Annotated in this window: 13 protein-coding genes; 6 read left to right on the top strand and 7 right to left on the bottom strand. The window is 38.5% G+C overall.

Going from position 1 to position 14,841, the window contains the following annotated elements; translation table 11 throughout:
• Nucleotides 1-35: 35 nt before the first annotated feature.
• The 3 genes from ubiD to trxA form a co-directional block, all read right to left on the bottom strand.
• The gene (gene ubiD / locus OW492_RS14555) at nt 36-1,505 is read right to left on the bottom strand and encodes a 4-hydroxy-3-polyprenylbenzoate decarboxylase (protein WP_290041033.1); all 1,470 of its coding nucleotides are present in this window, start codon (nt 1,503-1,505) and stop codon (nt 36-38) included.
• 288 nt (nt 1,506-1,793) lie between these two features.
• Nucleotides 1,794-3,062: a transcription termination factor Rho gene (gene rho / locus OW492_RS14560; protein ID WP_113818768.1), complete on the bottom strand. Its 1,269-nt coding sequence runs from the start codon at nt 3,060-3,062 to the stop codon at nt 1,794-1,796.
• A gap of 169 nt (nt 3,063-3,231) precedes the next feature.
• Complete coding sequence (trxA, locus tag OW492_RS14565) at nt 3,232-3,558, bottom strand: thioredoxin TrxA (RefSeq protein WP_290041034.1); 327 nt, start codon at nt 3,556-3,558, stop codon at nt 3,232-3,234.
• Nucleotides 3,559-3,683: 125 nt separating this feature from the next.
• Here trxA and rhlB point away from each other — a divergent pair, with 125 nt between their 5' ends.
• From rhlB to OW492_RS14595, 6 genes are all read left to right on the top strand, one after another.
• Complete coding sequence (rhlB, locus tag OW492_RS14570) at nt 3,684-4,943, top strand: ATP-dependent RNA helicase RhlB (protein WP_290041035.1); 1,260 nt, start codon at nt 3,684-3,686, stop codon at nt 4,941-4,943.
• Between the two features lies 1 nt (nt 4,944).
• A complete protein-coding gene (locus OW492_RS14575) occupies nt 4,945-5,862 on the top strand; it encodes a guanosine pentaphosphatase (RefSeq protein ID WP_290041036.1) in 918 nt (305 codons plus the stop codon).
• A 68-nt stretch (nt 5,863-5,930) separates the two neighbouring features.
• The gene (locus OW492_RS14580; RefSeq protein WP_290041037.1) at nt 5,931-6,551 is read left to right on the top strand and encodes a DUF4136 domain-containing protein; all 621 of its coding nucleotides are present in this window, start codon (nt 5,931-5,933) and stop codon (nt 6,549-6,551) included.
• 517 nt (nt 6,552-7,068) lie between these two features.
• Nucleotides 7,069-7,887: an MIP/aquaporin family protein gene (locus tag OW492_RS14585; RefSeq protein WP_290041038.1), complete on the top strand. Its 819-nt coding sequence runs from the start codon at nt 7,069-7,071 to the stop codon at nt 7,885-7,887.
• A 66-nt stretch (nt 7,888-7,953) separates the two neighbouring features.
• Nucleotides 7,954-9,486, top strand: coding sequence for a glycerol kinase GlpK (gene glpK / locus OW492_RS14590; protein WP_290041040.1), 1,533 nt, complete (start codon nt 7,954-7,956; stop codon nt 9,484-9,486).
• Between the two features lie 183 nt (nt 9,487-9,669).
• Nucleotides 9,670-10,458 carry a DeoR/GlpR family transcriptional regulator gene (locus OW492_RS14595; RefSeq protein ID WP_290041041.1) on the top strand — a complete coding sequence of 263 codons (789 nt, stop codon included), beginning with the start codon at nt 9,670-9,672 and terminating at the stop codon, nt 10,456-10,458.
• A 218-nt stretch (nt 10,459-10,676) separates the two neighbouring features.
• Here the strand turns inward: OW492_RS14595 and OW492_RS14600 are convergent, their stop codons facing one another.
• The 4 genes from OW492_RS14600 to ugpC form a co-directional block, all read right to left on the bottom strand.
• Complete coding sequence (locus tag OW492_RS14600; RefSeq protein ID WP_290041042.1) at nt 10,677-11,195, bottom strand: DUF6795 domain-containing protein; 519 nt, start codon at nt 11,193-11,195, stop codon at nt 10,677-10,679.
• 109 nt (nt 11,196-11,304) lie between these two features.
• On the bottom strand, nt 11,305-12,477 hold the full coding sequence (locus OW492_RS14605) for a divalent metal cation transporter (RefSeq protein WP_290041043.1): 1,173 nt from the start codon (nt 12,475-12,477) through the stop codon (nt 11,305-11,307).
• A 232-nt stretch (nt 12,478-12,709) separates the two neighbouring features.
• Nucleotides 12,710-13,729 (bottom strand): LacI family DNA-binding transcriptional regulator, encoded by a 1,020-nt coding sequence (locus OW492_RS14610; RefSeq protein WP_290041044.1) that lies wholly within the window; start codon nt 13,727-13,729, stop codon nt 12,710-12,712.
• Between the two features lie 13 nt (nt 13,730-13,742).
• Complete coding sequence (ugpC, locus tag OW492_RS14615) at nt 13,743-14,840, bottom strand: sn-glycerol-3-phosphate ABC transporter ATP-binding protein UgpC (protein WP_290041045.1); 1,098 nt, start codon at nt 14,838-14,840, stop codon at nt 13,743-13,745.
• Between the last annotated feature and the right edge of the window lies 1 nt (nt 14,841).

Consider the following 14,841-nt stretch of genomic DNA (forward strand, 5'->3'; position numbering starts at 1 on the left):
ATATCTAACAGGCCGATGGCTTCATTAAGGTCACATTATGACAAAATATCTAGGTCATTCCAAAGACCATCTATTTTTTCTTTAACGTCTTTATCCATAACGATGGGGACACCCCATTCGCGCGTGGTTTCACCTGGCCATTTATTGGTGGCATCTAAGCCCATTTTTGAGCCTAATCCTGATACAGGGGAAGCAAAGTCCAAATAATCGATCGGTGTATTATCCACTAATGTGGTATCACGACTTGGATCCATACGAGTAGTAATTGCCCAAATCACGTCGTTCCAGTCGCGTACATTAACATCATCGTCACACACAATAATAAATTTAGTATACATAAACTGACGCAAGAACGACCAAATACCCAACATTACACGCTTAGCGTGACCCGGGTAACTCTTCTTCATAGACACAACCGCCATACGGTATGAGCAACCTTCTGGGGGCAAATAAAAGTCTACAATTTCAGGGAACTGTTTTTTAATGATCGGTACGAAAACTTCATTTAATGCTACACCTAAAATAGCCGGTTCATCAGGTGGACGGCCAGTATAAGTGCTATGGTAAATAGGGTCTTTTCGAGTCGTGACATGAGTGACTGTCATCACTTGGAAATCATCGACTTCATTGTAATAGCCAGTATGATCTCCGTAAGGCCCTTCAGGTGCTTCTTCACCCGGCATTAAATAACCTTCTAAGATGATTTCAGCGGTAGCCGGTACATCTAAATCATTGCTTAACCCCGTTGCTACTTTAGTTCTTGAACCACGTAATAAACCAGCAAATGCATATTCAGATAATGTGTCTGGTACCGGTGTCACTGCGCCAAGAATCGTTGCTGGATCGGCCCCCAATGCAACGCTTACAGGGAATGGTTTACCTGGGTTTGCTTCTTGCCACTCACGGTAATCAATCGCGCCACCACGGTGCGATAACCAACGCATAATAATTTTATTTTTAGCAATTAATTGCTGACGGTATATGCCTAGGTTTTGGCGTTTTTTGTAAGGACCACGAGTAATAGTCAGCCCCCACGTAATCAAGGGAGCTACATCTCCAGGCCAACACTTCATGATCGGTAGTTTGGTTAAATCAACGTCATCACCTTCCATCACTACTTCCTGACACGCAGGTGATTTAACGCGTTTAGTAGGCATATTAAGAACTTGTTTGAAGATTGGTAGCTTTTCCCACATTGCCTTCACGCCTTTAGGTGGCTCAGGCTCTTTTAAATAGGCTAACCACTCACCCACTTCACGTAGTTCACTCACCTTTTCTTTGCCCATCGCTAGGGCAACTCGTTCAGGTGTACCAAATAAATTGGTTAACACTGGAGTCTCGTGACCTTTCGGGTTTTCAAATAATAAAGCAGGTCCGCCAGCACGCAATGTGCGATCAGAGATTTCAGTCATCTCTAAATTAGGGTCAATCTCTTGGCTAATGCGTTTTAATAGCCCTTTTTCTTCTAGTTGATTTAAAAAATCACGCAAATCATCAAACTTCATTTTACCTACTTAACCTCCATTCTGGATAATGAAAGCATCTCTATATTTAAAAGCATAAAGTTATATTATTTATACAGTGCTGTAAGTTTTGCTTATCCAGACTGAGGTCACTATACCAATCATTCTGATTAAGTATTTAATTTTACTTATAAAATAACTTATCTCTAAACCAAAATATGCTTCATGTAATATCTTATTATTACGTGGGAAAAAATACTTTAGTTCAACTATTTAAGATAAAAAAAACGCTACCTAAGTAGCGTTGTTGTTTTATTTTATCGCCTAAAACTATTTAGCTTTTTGATTCTTCATTGCTTCAAAGAAGTCATCATTTGTTTTACTTAAACCCAGCTTATCAATCATGAATTCAGTGGCGCCGATTTCACCCATTGGATGAACAATCTTACGTAAAATCCACATACGCTGTAGTTCATCAGCTTTTGTTAGCAACTCTTCACGACGCGTGCCTGAACGAGTAATATCAATCGCAGGGTAAACACGCTTTTCAGCTAATTTACGATTTAAGTGGATCTCTGAGTTACCTGTACCTTTAAATTCTTCATAGATAACTTCATCCATTTTAGAACCAGTATCGATAAGTGCTGTTGCTAAGATTGTTAAACTACCACCCTCTTCAACATTACGTGCAGCACCAAAGAAACGCTTAGGACGATGTAATGCATTCGCATCAACACCACCGGTTAGTACTTTACCTGAACTTGGAATAACAGTGTTATAAGCACGTGCTAAACGGGTAATCGAGTCCAGTAAGATGATCACATCTTTTTTGTGCTCAACTAAACGTTTTGCTTTCTCAATGACCATTTCGGCTACTTGAACGTGACGATTAGCAGGTTCATCAAACGTAGAGGCAACCACTTCACCGCGCACTAGACGACGCATTTCTGTTACTTCTTCCGGACGCTCATCGATTAACAGTACGATAAGTTCTGCTTCAGGGTGGTTAATTGAAATACTTTGCGCAATGTTTTGTAATAACATTGTTTTACCGGCTTTTGGTGGTGCAACGATTAGACCACGTTGACCTTTGCCGATAGGAGAGACTAAATCAAGAATACGTGCTGTAATATCTTCAGTACTACCACTACCGTTTTCTAAACGTAAACGCTCATCAGGGTGAATTGGCGTTAAGTTTTCAAATAAGATTTTATTACGAGAGTTTTCAGGTTTGTTAAAGTTTACTTGCATAATTTTTAATAATGCAAAGTAACGCTCTCCTTCTTTAGGTGGTCTGATTTTACCTTCTACACTATCACCCGTACGTAAATTAAAACGACGGATTTGACTAGGTGAAATGTAAATATCATCAGGGCCAGCTAAATAAGAACTGTCTGAGCTACGCAAAAAGCCAAAACCATCTTGTAGAATCTCTAAAACACCAGCACCGAAAATATCAGCACCACTTTTAGCATGGGCTTTCAATATTGCGAAGATAATATCTTGTTTTCTTAGACGGGCTAAATTTTCAAGCCCCATGGTACTTCCAAGCTCAACAAGCTCAGATACGGGAGTATTTTTTAATTCGGTTAGATTCATAATTGTTTTTGATGTTTTTTAAATTTGGGATAAAGGGTAGATAACGTGTTTGGATAGCGTAAATTCTGAATTGCTCATAATTTGAGCGTAAAGGTAACATTAATAATTGAAGCTGTCCAGAATGAAGATGAAGTGTTCTGCACTTAACCTTCATTCTGATAATAAATGATTAAACGTTAGCGTCTAAAAATTCAGTAAGTTGTGATTTTGAAAGTGCGCCGACTTTAGTCGCAGCAACTTTACCATCTTTAAATAGTAATAAAGTTGGAATACCACGGATACCAAATTTTGGTGGTGTATCGCTGTTTTGGTCGATGTTTAGTTTACCAACAGTCACTTTACCTGCGTATTCAACCGCTACTTCACTTAAGATCGGTGCGATCATTTTACAAGGTCCACACCACTCAGCCCAAAAGTCTACTAATACAGGACCAGATGCATTAACTACGTCAGCATCAAAACTTGCATCACTTAACGTTACGATATTTTCGCTCATTTTTCTCTCCAGAAAGGAATTTATTAATAGAAAGCTACTATAACATGCTCACCACTAAAATATATTTTTTGATATTTGAATCGATCTCAATATTTATTGCAAGTATAAACTGCTATGCTCTGCAAATGAATAAAACACACCTAACTCAAACAAAATTTTCAGACTTGCCTCTAGAGCCAAGTCTACTTTCAGGTTTAACCGCTAAAGGGTTCGAATACTGTACACCTATTCAAGCGCTGTCACTGCCAATTACCTTACAAGGTAAAGATATTGCAGGGCAAGCTCAAACAGGTACCGGTAAAACCTTGGCGTTTCTACCTGCCGTATTCCATCACCTATTGGTTAACAAAGCACCTGAAAACCGCCGTAAGAACCAACCTAGGGCTATTATTTTAGCACCTACTCGAGAGCTTGCGATTCAGATTCATAAAGATGCAATGTCATTAGCAGACTCAACATCTTTGCGCCTTGGTTTAGCTTATGGGGGCGAAAAAGTTGAAATTCAACAGAATAAACTAGAAAAAGGCGTTGATATTTTAATTGGTACTTGTGGTCGTATCATTGATTTCGCAAAACAAGGCGTTATCAATCTAGAATCGATTCAAGCTGTTGTCCTAGATGAGGCTGATCGTATGTTCGATTTAGGCTTTATTAAAGATATACGTTACCTATTCCGCCGCATGCCAGCGGCAGATCAACGACTTAATCTATTATTCTCTGCGACCTTATCTCATAAAGTACAAGAGCTTGCTTTTGAACATATGAACAACCCTGAACATGTGCAAATTGAACCTGAAGTAATGACTTCAGCCAATATCACAGAAGAACTTTTTTACCCATCAAATGAAGATAAAATGTTGTTATTACTTAGTTTGATGGAAGATGAATGGCCAGAAAAAGCGATTGTATTTGCTAACACTAAACATGCTTGTGAAAAAGTATGGGGTTATCTTGCTGGTGATGGTCACCGCGCAGGATTATTAACCGGTGATGTGCCACAAAAGAAACGTGAACAAATCTTGCAGCAGTTTACTGAAGGTCAAATCGACATTTTAATTGCTACTGATGTTGCTGCACGCGGATTGCATATTCCAAAAGTATCTCATGTATTCAATTTTGATCTACCTGATGACTGTGAAGATTACGTTCATCGTATCGGTCGAACCGGTCGAGCAGGCGAAAAAGGGTTAGCAATTAGCTTAGCTTGTGAAAAATATGTATTTAATTTGCCTTCTATTGAAGAATATATTAAACATACTATTCCAGTGAGCGAATACGACAAAGATTCCCTATTAGACTCTTTACCAGTTATGAAAGTCACTAAATATAAAGTACATTCGAATAACAACCGTAAAGATAACTACCATAGGTCGCATAAAAAATAATATGACAGCAGCACGTTACACCATTATTGATTTAGGCTCTAACAGCTTCCATATGCTCACGGTCAGTAAGCAAGGAAATGGTTTTAACGTTGTTTCAAAACATAAGCAAAAAGTACGTTTAGCTGCTGGTTTAAATGGCGATAAACAACTTGATCAAACAACAATGCAAAGAGGATGGGCTTGCCTAGAAAACTTTAGATTGTTGTTAGACCAAATCAAGCCAGTTACTGTGCTGATCACAGCCACTGCAGCCCTAAGAATTGCGGTTAATAGTGAAGAATTTATTAAAGTAGCTGAAAAAATTCTTGGTCACCCTATTAATCTAATTTCTGGCGTACAAGAAGCTAAAACGATCTTTAAGGGCGTTTCCTACACGGAACAAACTGACAAAAAACTATTAGTAATAGATATTGGTGGAGCTAGTACTGAATTGGTATTAGGGCAAGGTAATCATGTTCATATTGCTAATAGCTTGAATATTGGCTGTGTCACCTGGTTAAGCCATTATTTCGCAGATCAGCAACTCAATAAATACAATTTCAACAACGCCATCAATGCAGCTCGACAAGTTATCTCAACAGTTAAAACTCAATACAGTGCATTTGATTGGGAGTTAACCTTAGGTGCTTCGGGGACCATTCAAGCAGTTAATGAAGTGAATCAAGCACAACAACTCAGCGATTCACTATCCTTTGAATTATTACAACAAATTAAACAACAGTGCATTGCCTGTAAAACCATAGAGCAACTTGATATTGTAGGCTTAGAAGCCTCTAGAGCGCCTGTTTTTACCAGTGGATTAGCAATACTAATAGCACTCTTCGAATCATTGAACATTCAACAGATGCAACTGTCTAATGGTGCATTAAGGGAAGGTTTAATTAGCATGATGTTTAATAATCAAAGCGAATTTAATTAATTCAGACAAAACCTTTTCGATACCAGATAAATCAGCACTTAACCGTTGTATTATGTAAGGGTATGAAAATGAAACAGCTCAAGCTCACTACTTTATTAACACTGATCATGCTAATCAGCGCTTGTAGTACCTATAGCGTTGACACCACTCGTACCACTTTTTATCAAGAGCAATTTTCAACCACAGGCAATATCTATATCACTTCTGCTCAAGGTCTCCCAACAAACTCCCTAGAACTTATTAGCTATAAGCAAAAATTAGCAGATAAATTAAATAATGTAGGTTATGAGGTGGTTATAGACAAAGCGCAAGCAGACTATATTGCCACTTTTGATTATGGTATTGATGAAGGCGATACGTATTTTGTTACCGTACCCGTTATTCGTACTCATTCAAGGTTAATGCACCGAGGCAAGTTTGCTCGCTTACACCACAAAGATCGCCATAAAAAGATTAATAACGCTACAAGCAATATTATAACCACCTACAACCGTGTACTGGCATTAGATATCAGTAGTACGCAAGCAGATACTAGAATATATGAATCTCAAGTTAGAAGTATAGGTGAGTGTGAAATCATGGCTGGTGTATTTGACCAGTTATTAGAGGCGATGTTTACTGACTTTCCTGGCGAAAACGGGAAAATAAGAAAAGCTGACATTCCATATCAAGGGCAATGTGATGAATAACCCCTACTGCCCCTAGAGCACCACTCTACATTTAAAGCTGTTTTCAGAGCTGATGATGAGATTTATAACAGTAAAAGATGTTGTTACTAACCATAACCAACGAACATAAAACTCACCAAAACATCTAAATATGTAAAAAACGCTCTCTTTCACAAGAAAATAAACGCCCTAATCATCATCTATAACGAAAGTAATATTTTCTTTAATGAAAAGTTAATCATTGATATAACATTTAACTTACCCATAAAAAATTAATCATACAATATGACTAAAATGCATCTATTTAATTGATAAATAAGAAATATAAAGAGAAATAATTTAATAAAAAGTGTTACAGCCTTTTTACCCTCCCAAACAAAAAACATGATCTAACCAACCAAAAAAAGCTCGATTTAAAACAAAATGAGAGCGAACGCTCATAATAAATCTATTTTTGTAGTAAAAATGTTAATGATAAGTATCTTTGTGCACATTAAAACGCAGATCGTTAATTATCAAATAACAAAAGGAATGCAAAATGAGTAAACAACATTCATTAATGGGGCAGTGTCTCGCTGAGTTTATTGGCACCGCAATATTAATCTTTTTTGGTGTTGGTTGTGTAGCCGCATTAGTATTAGCTGGCGCAAACTTTGGTCAATGGGAAATTAGTATTATGTGGGGAATGGGGGTTGCTATCGCGATCTACTGTACTGCAGGTGTTTCTGGCGCGCATATTAACCCGGCTGTTACCATTGCACTTGCGTTATTTCATGGGTTTAACAAACAAAAAGTATTGCCGTACATTATATCGCAGTTACTCGGTGCATTCTGCTCTGCTGCTTTAGTGTACGCATTATATAGTAACCTATTTAGTGATTATGAGATCGCTCATAACTTTGTAAGAAGTAGTCAGGAAGCCCTATCCACCGCAGGAATTTTTTCTACCTACCCACATCCATCAATTTCTTTAGTCACGGCATTTTTTGTTGAGTTTGTTATAACAACAGTTCTTATTTTCGCGATTTTAGCATTGGGAGATGAAAATAATGGTGCACCTCGTGGCCCATTAAACCCAGTATTAATCGGTGTATTAATTGCCGTTATTGGTGGTTCATTAGGCCCTCTAACTGGTTTTGCTATGAATCCTGCTCGAGATTTTGGTCCTAAATTATTTGCTTATTTAGCAGGTTGGGACTTTGCACTAACAGGTGCAAGAGAGATTCCATACTTCATCGTACCAATTGTTGCACCTATTTTAGGAGCCTGCTTTGGTGCATGGGTTTACCCGAAAGTTATTTCACCATACCTGCCAGAAGAAGGCTTTGGTTGCACTATTCCAAATGAGTGTGATTAAAAAATACAAATATGCCAATTTCAGTAACGGCACATATTCAGATTAAATAGTAAAAAGGAAAATATAATGACAGACAAACAATATATCGTTGCTTTAGACCAAGGTACTACCAGCTCTCGTGCAGTAATTCTTGATCACGAAGCGAATATCATTAGTGTTTCTCAACGTGAATTTACACAAATTTACCCCCATTCTGGCTGGGTTGAGCATGACCCTATGGAGATTTATGCAACACAAAGTTCTGTATTAACCGAGTCTTTAGCAAAAGCGAGTATTCGTAGTGACCAAGTAGCAGCTATCGGTATTACTAATCAACGTGAAACCACTATTGTTTGGAATAAAGAAACGGGCAAGCCGGTTTATAACGCCATTGTTTGGCAGTGTCGCCGTACAGCAAGCATTTGTGAGGAGCTGAAAGAGCGCGAAGGCTTAGAAGACTATGTCCGTGAAAATACAGGTTTAATGCTAGACCCATATTTTTCAGGCACTAAAGTAAAATGGATCTTAGACAACGTCGAAGGTGCACGTGAAGATGCTGAAGCAGGTAAGTTATTATTTGGCACCGTAGATACCTGGTTGATCTGGAAAATGACGCAAGGACGCGTACATGTTACGGATTACACTAACGCTTCTCGTACCATGTTATTTAATATCAACACACTACAATGGGATGAAAAACTGCTTGCAGAACTAGGTATTCCAGCATCTATGATGGCTGAGGTAAAAAGTTCTTCTGAGGTTTACGGTAAAACTAATATTGGTGGTGTTGGCGGTACGCGTATTCCTATTGCAGGTATAGCAGGTGATCAACAAGCTGCATTATACGGGCATATGTGTGTAGAAAAGGGCCAAGCCAAAAATACCTATGGAACAGGCTGCTTCCTATTAATGAATACAGGTAAAGAGAAAATAACCTCAACACATGGCCTGCTCACTACTTTGGCTTGTGGTCCGAAAGGTGAAGCAACTTACGCATTAGAAGGTGCAGTATTCATGGGGGGAGCATCAATTCAATGGTTACGCGATGAGATGAAAATACTCTCTGATGCTAAAGACTCTGAATACTTTGCGACTAAGGTTGGATCGTCAAATGGGGTATATGTTGTTCCAGCCTTTACTGGTTTAGGTGCGCCATATTGGAACCCTTATGCGCGCGGTACAATCGTTGGTTTAACACGTGGTACTAGTGCAAATCATATTATACGTGCAACATTAGAGAGTATTGCTTACCAAACTCGTGACGTATTAGATGCGATGCAAGCAGATGCAAATATGGAACTAGCTTCACTACGTGTTGATGGTGGTGCAGTAGCCAATAATTTCTTAATGCAATTCCAATCAGATGTACTGAATACGACAGTGGAACGCCCAGCAGTTACTGAAGTAACGGCTCTCGGTGCCGCATACTTGGCTGGTATTGCAGTGGGTTATTGGAGCAGTCTAGATGAACTACAAAACAAAGCTGTTATTGAACACTCTTTTGAACCCGTTGCCGTACAAGAAAAACGTGAACAGCGTTACAATGGCTGGAAGCGCGCAGTAAAATGTGCCACGGTATGGGCAGATCTTCATAATGAAGATAACGAAGATACACCTTAATCAATTCAAACAATAACCTCCATTAAAGAGCGCCTCGAGCGCTCTTTTGTTATCAATACTTCAACATTATTGTCTATTTGTCTCTCATTCGAACGTAAAACACTCATTACACTTGCTATTCCTAATGTGCACACAGTAAACTGTTTTTTATAAATTTAGCCATGAGCGCAGGAGTGAGGTTCAATGAAACAGACAACAAGACATCAAGAGATCGTTAATTTAGTACAAAAGAATGGCTATGTAAGTACTGAAAGTCTTGTTGAACACTTTAATGTCAGCCCACAAACCATTCGTCGAGATCTCAATGAACTCGCCGATGAAAATAAAATCCGCAGACACCATGGTGGAGCAACAACACAACAAAGCTCAGTCAATACTTCTTACAACGACCGAAAAGAACGTCAATCCCATGTTAAAGATGCCATCGCCCAAGCATTAGTAAAATATATCCCAGATGGTGCAACTCTGTTTATAGATATCGGAACCACACCTGAATATATAGCGAAAGAACTGGTTAAAAACCATAAAGGCTTACGCATTGTTACGAATAATATCAACGTCGCGAGTATTTTAATGACCAACGATGATTTTAAAGTAATTCTAGCCGGTGGCGAAGTACGCAATAGAGATGGCGGTATTGTCGGAGAAGCTACGTTAGACTTTATCAAACAGTTCCGTTTGGACTTTGGCATTATCGGTATTAGTGGTATTGATTATGATGGTTCATTATTAGACTTTGATTATCATGAAGTACGTGTGAAACAAGCGATCATTGAAAATAGCCGTAGTGTATTCCTTGCTGTTGACCATACTAAATTTGGCCGCAACGCCATGGTTAACTTAGGTAATATAAGTGAATTAGACATGTTAATCACAGACTTAACGCCACCTAATGAAATTATTAGCATATTAAAAGAACATAACATTCCATTAGAGGTTATTAATAGCCAAAGCACTGAACAAGCTGATTAATGATGATTATTCACGTAACGATAACTTTTTAAAATATTTAATCGTCTAAGACTCATATATCTCACTTGATGCAGATGAAACTAAAGTAAGTTTATCTGCACATACAAGAAAATGACGAAACAAACTAGTCGTTGATTTAAGTTCAGTGCAGCAAGCGAAAGTCACAGGGCAATATTACCCCCCATTTATATTTACCCCACACACATTATCCAAAAGCTTCAGTTCATATTACATAATGTATGAATAACTATCTTATGCTCAGGATTCTCTTGCACAGGCACATCATAAGTCTTTGCGCTGTTGGCGACGTCACACCGTAACTCAGATAATTTACCTTTTAAGGTTAATGAATGCTGGTTGCCATTATAAAATAGCTTAGCTAACCATAGCGTAAATTCGTTTTCTCCTGGCTTGCCCAAGTAAATATGTTGCATCAGTGAGTCATTACCAAACATACTTGATGGTGTTGAAGTTCGAATGGTAGAAGCAGGAAAGGTAAATTTTCCGTGCTGATCAGTTACTGTTTGATCTAAGTGGCGACCATCATAATATAGCTCTCTATAAACAGTTTTACCGACAACTACTTTACCAGTATCTAACAATTGACCTTGTATAGGGGGCGATAATAAAAAAGTTTCCCGACTAAAAAAACCAAAAATATCCGTACACGCAGAAACACTAAAAACCAATAATAAAATGCTAATAACACTGAATAAACTCTGTTTTATTAAAGTCATAATATTTCCGATTAGATGAAAAAGAGAGTCATTGGTATAATATTTCTACCATAAAAAATGCCGCGCAATGCGGCATTTTTAAAACGGCTAAAAATACAAAGCGAACTGTTTAACAAAACTTCCAAATCAAAAAGGCTAAAGCAAATCCCACCAAATAGATCATACCTAACCAAGTCAGCCCTTGTAAGAATTTCCCATGTTGAATACTAGGCTCAGATTTCACTAATCTAAAGTTAAGCCAAGCAAACACTGGAGTAGTAATAAAGGCTAACGTCATCGCAAAGGTCAACATAGGCGCTAATGCAGATTTAAAGAATAATACGATAGTCATACCAGCTAGAGATTGTATTAGTAACCAGATATTTAAACTGTGCTTAGACTGTTTAAAGCCTAGTAGCTTATGCGATTCATTCAAAGTACGTGAATAACCATCTAATACCGTAATCGTCGTACCAAACAAACATAAGAAGGCAATCATTGATACTAAAGGACGAGACCATTCCCCAATGGTTAATGCGTACATATCAATCAAGCGCTGTGCAAAGGCCACACCACCAAGCACCGTACCGCTGGTCTGTCCATACTGTACTAACACACCTAAACCAAAGAATACTAACGCCAATACTGCAGTTAGCCAATAACCAACATTAAAATCTAACAAGCCTTGCTGCTTAGTAATCACCTGTTGTTTTTGTTTTGCTTTTAACCAAAGAGAACTCAATGCAGAAACTTCAATCGGTGCTGGCATCCACCCCATTAATGCGACCATAAAACCTAACATAGCAAGCTTATAAGGTGATGGCCCTTCGTAATCAGCGGGTGTCATTGGGCCATTATTAAAAGCGACAATAAAAGCAGCTACCGTCGTAATCGTTAATACGACCATGATCACTTTAGCAACATTATCTAATGCTTTAAAATGACCAAATAATAGAATCATTAAACATACACCTAGTATTAACCAACATAATAAGGTCACTGACACATTAACCGGTAAAGCGTAATGCAGTAGGCTCGCTGTTAGTAATAATACCCCCGCCGTACTCACAACGGCAGCAAGAACATTCAAAGCAGCAAAACAATAAAAGTACCAAGGCCCTTTATTTTTATAACCTTCGATTAAGTTATTACCCGTCGCTAATGTATATTCAACTCCGAAACGGAAAAAAGGGTATTTCAGCACATTAACAGCAACAACTAACCACAGTAATTGCCAGCCAAAAATAGCACCTGCTTGTGTAGATGCAACAAGGTGTGAACCACCAATTGAAGCAGTGGCCATTAATATTCCGGGGCCAAACGCATTTAAGCGCGATTTTATACTTGGTACGACATCATTCATTTATTTAAACTCGAATTAGGATATTTTTGTGGTCGGTTAACATACATAATTAATGGTCAATAAAAAAGCAAAAAGAGTGACTTTCGAAGGATTAATAGACTTTTAATCACCAAATCACTATTACTTTAAAAAAACTGATATTTCAAAGGCTAAAGTGCACTTATAAAAGTGACTAAGAGGTTGGATTATTTTTTATCACATCTGACTCACGGATAATAATGGAGGCCTCATACCAATTTTGAATGGTGAAGTTTTGAACCTCCAGTTGATTCAATATCAACTTACTCATTTGTTCGCCAACTCCATGAGTATCATAATCAAGCGTGGTAATTGAGGGGTTGGTATATTGGCTATGTTCGTAATTGCCATAACCAGCAATCGCAATATCCACACCGGGCTGGTACCCCTGCTTTTCGCAAGCAACTATCGCGCCGAATGCCATTGCATCATCAGCGCATAGTATGCAAGTTGGAGGTGTGGCTAAGGCCATTAATTGTTCCGTCATCTCAATGGCATCTCGTTCAGTAAGTTCACCATGCAATAAATAGTGTTTATCAACCGTCAGAGCGGCTTCTTGCATCGCTTTTAAATACCCCTGTTGACGAGCCGTCGCCAACGTAAACTGCAGCGGAGCATTAAGAAAAGCAATACGTTGATGCCCAGCCTTAATTTGACGTTTTGTTAATTGGTAAAAGGCATGTTGGTTATCCACATCAACAAATTGGTCATCTTGATAACCAGGCTCATAACCTAAACAAACATAGGGAAAACCATGCACCTTTAACAAGGTAATACGTGGATCGTTGTGGCGAGTTCTCACAACAAACAAACCATCCACTAAACCACTAGTAATAAAATCTACATAGACTTTCTGTTCGTCTTGAGTCGGAGAAATAGTCGTCACAATCAATTGATACCCCTGCTTTATCAATAGCTCAGAGGCACTAGCTAACACTTTTGAAAAAGCCGATGACACAAACATTCGTGCATTCGCAGGTAAAATAATACCAATATTCTTAGAGCGACCAGAGGCTAATCGTTGAGCTGTAGGGTTGGCTTTGTAACCGAGTATTTTAGCCGCTTCTAGTACCTTTAAGCGGGTATCAAAGTTAACGTCCTTATAACCATTTAGCGCTCTTGAAACCGTTGACTTAGAGAGCCCTAAATAATCTGCTAGTTGCTTAATAGACATTTCTTATCCATACCTATAAGCGCAGATCAGTTTCATTATCAAACAACAAAACACGAGATAGTTCAACAATCAAATCAACATAGTCACCACGTTGAAAGTCTGAACGTAAATCCAACCTTGCTTTCACCGCACCACCAGCGAGGTTAAATAATATTTCTTTATCAAAGCCCATAGGTTCTATTAAATCAATTTGTAGCTGATTAAAATTAAAGGTGCCATCTGTTTCAGGAAATAACCGGCTATCGTTAAAGAAATCAGGTCGAATACCTACTTTCACCGGCAATCCTTGCTCATTAATAACCCCTTGCAAAGCGACATTGGACAATTGCTTTCTAGGTAAACGGTAATTACCTATCTGTAAATGATCATTAAATAACCTCCCCTCAATAATATTCATAGAAGGAGAACCAATAAATTGTGCAACAAACACATTAGCAGGATTTAAATACACCTCCATTGGCGTGCCGGCTTGGGCAATATAGCCATCATGCAATACCACCACTTTATCCGCTAAGGTCATCGCCTCTACTTGATCATGAGTTACATAGACACTCGTGCGTCCGAATTTATTATGTATTTTGCCTATTTCTGTACGCATATGACTACGCAGTTTCGAATCTAAATTCGACAAAGGTTCATCAAACAGAAATAGATCAGCTTCACGGATAATCGCTCGCCCCATGGCAACACGTTGACGCTGACCACCAGATAAGTCAGCAGGTTTACGCTCTAGCAGTTCTTCGAGTTGTAACATCTCAGAGACTTCTGTTAAGCGTCGCTCAATATCATCGTTTTCCACCTTTAATCGACGCAGTGCAAAGATAATATTCTCTTTCACTGATTTATGTGGGTATAAAGCATAGTTTTGAAAAACCATCGCAATATTACGGTGTTGTGGCTCAATATCGTTCACCACTCTATCTCCAATGACAATATCGCCAGAAGTGGCTTGCTCTAAACCAGCAATCATCCTCAATGTAGTTGACTTACCACAGCCCGATGGGCCAACTAACACCACAAACTCACCATCCTCAATACTTAAATCAATGCCTTTAACTACAGCAGTATCACCGAAGCTTTTTACAATATTCTTTAATTTAATCGCAGCCATA

The organism is Psychromonas sp. 14N.309.X.WAT.B.A12 (genome assembly GCF_030397575.1).
Taxonomy (GTDB): Bacteria; Pseudomonadota; Gammaproteobacteria; order Enterobacterales; family Psychromonadaceae; genus Psychromonas.

Bases quoted from the DNA above. Each gene is read 5' to 3' on its own strand.
- ubiD (WP_290041033.1), bottom strand. From the start codon at position 1,505: ATGAAGTTTGATGATTTGCGTGATTTTTTAAATCAACTAGAAGAAAAA.
- rhlB (WP_290041035.1), top strand. From the start codon at position 3,684: ATGAATAAAACACACCTAACTCAAACAAAATTTTCAGACTTGCCTCTA.
- trxA (WP_290041034.1), bottom strand. From the start codon at position 3,558: ATGAGCGAAAATATCGTAACGTTAAGTGATGCAAGTTTTGATGCTGAC.
- OW492_RS14585 (WP_290041038.1), top strand. From the start codon at position 7,069: ATGAGTAAACAACATTCATTAATGGGGCAGTGTCTCGCTGAGTTTATT.
- OW492_RS14605 (WP_290041043.1), bottom strand. From the start codon at position 12,477: ATGGCCACTGCTTCAATTGGTGGTTCACACCTTGTTGCATCTACACAA.
- OW492_RS14595 (WP_290041041.1), top strand. From the start codon at position 9,670: ATGAAACAGACAACAAGACATCAAGAGATCGTTAATTTAGTACAAAAG.
- OW492_RS14600 (WP_290041042.1), bottom strand. From the start codon at position 11,195: ATGACTTTAATAAAACAGAGTTTATTCAGTGTTATTAGCATTTTATTA.
- OW492_RS14575 (WP_290041036.1), top strand. From the start codon at position 4,945: ATGACAGCAGCACGTTACACCATTATTGATTTAGGCTCTAACAGCTTC.
- ugpC (WP_290041045.1), bottom strand. From the start codon at position 14,840: ATGGCTGCGATTAAATTAAAGAATATTGTAAAAAGCTTCGGTGATACT.
- OW492_RS14580 (WP_290041037.1), top strand. From the start codon at position 5,931: ATGAAACAGCTCAAGCTCACTACTTTATTAACACTGATCATGCTAATC.
- glpK (WP_290041040.1), top strand. From the start codon at position 7,954: ATGACAGACAAACAATATATCGTTGCTTTAGACCAAGGTACTACCAGC.
- OW492_RS14610 (WP_290041044.1), bottom strand. From the start codon at position 13,729: ATGTCTATTAAGCAACTAGCAGATTATTTAGGGCTCTCTAAGTCAACG.
- rho (WP_113818768.1), bottom strand. From the start codon at position 3,062: ATGAATCTAACCGAATTAAAAAATACTCCCGTATCTGAGCTTGTTGAG.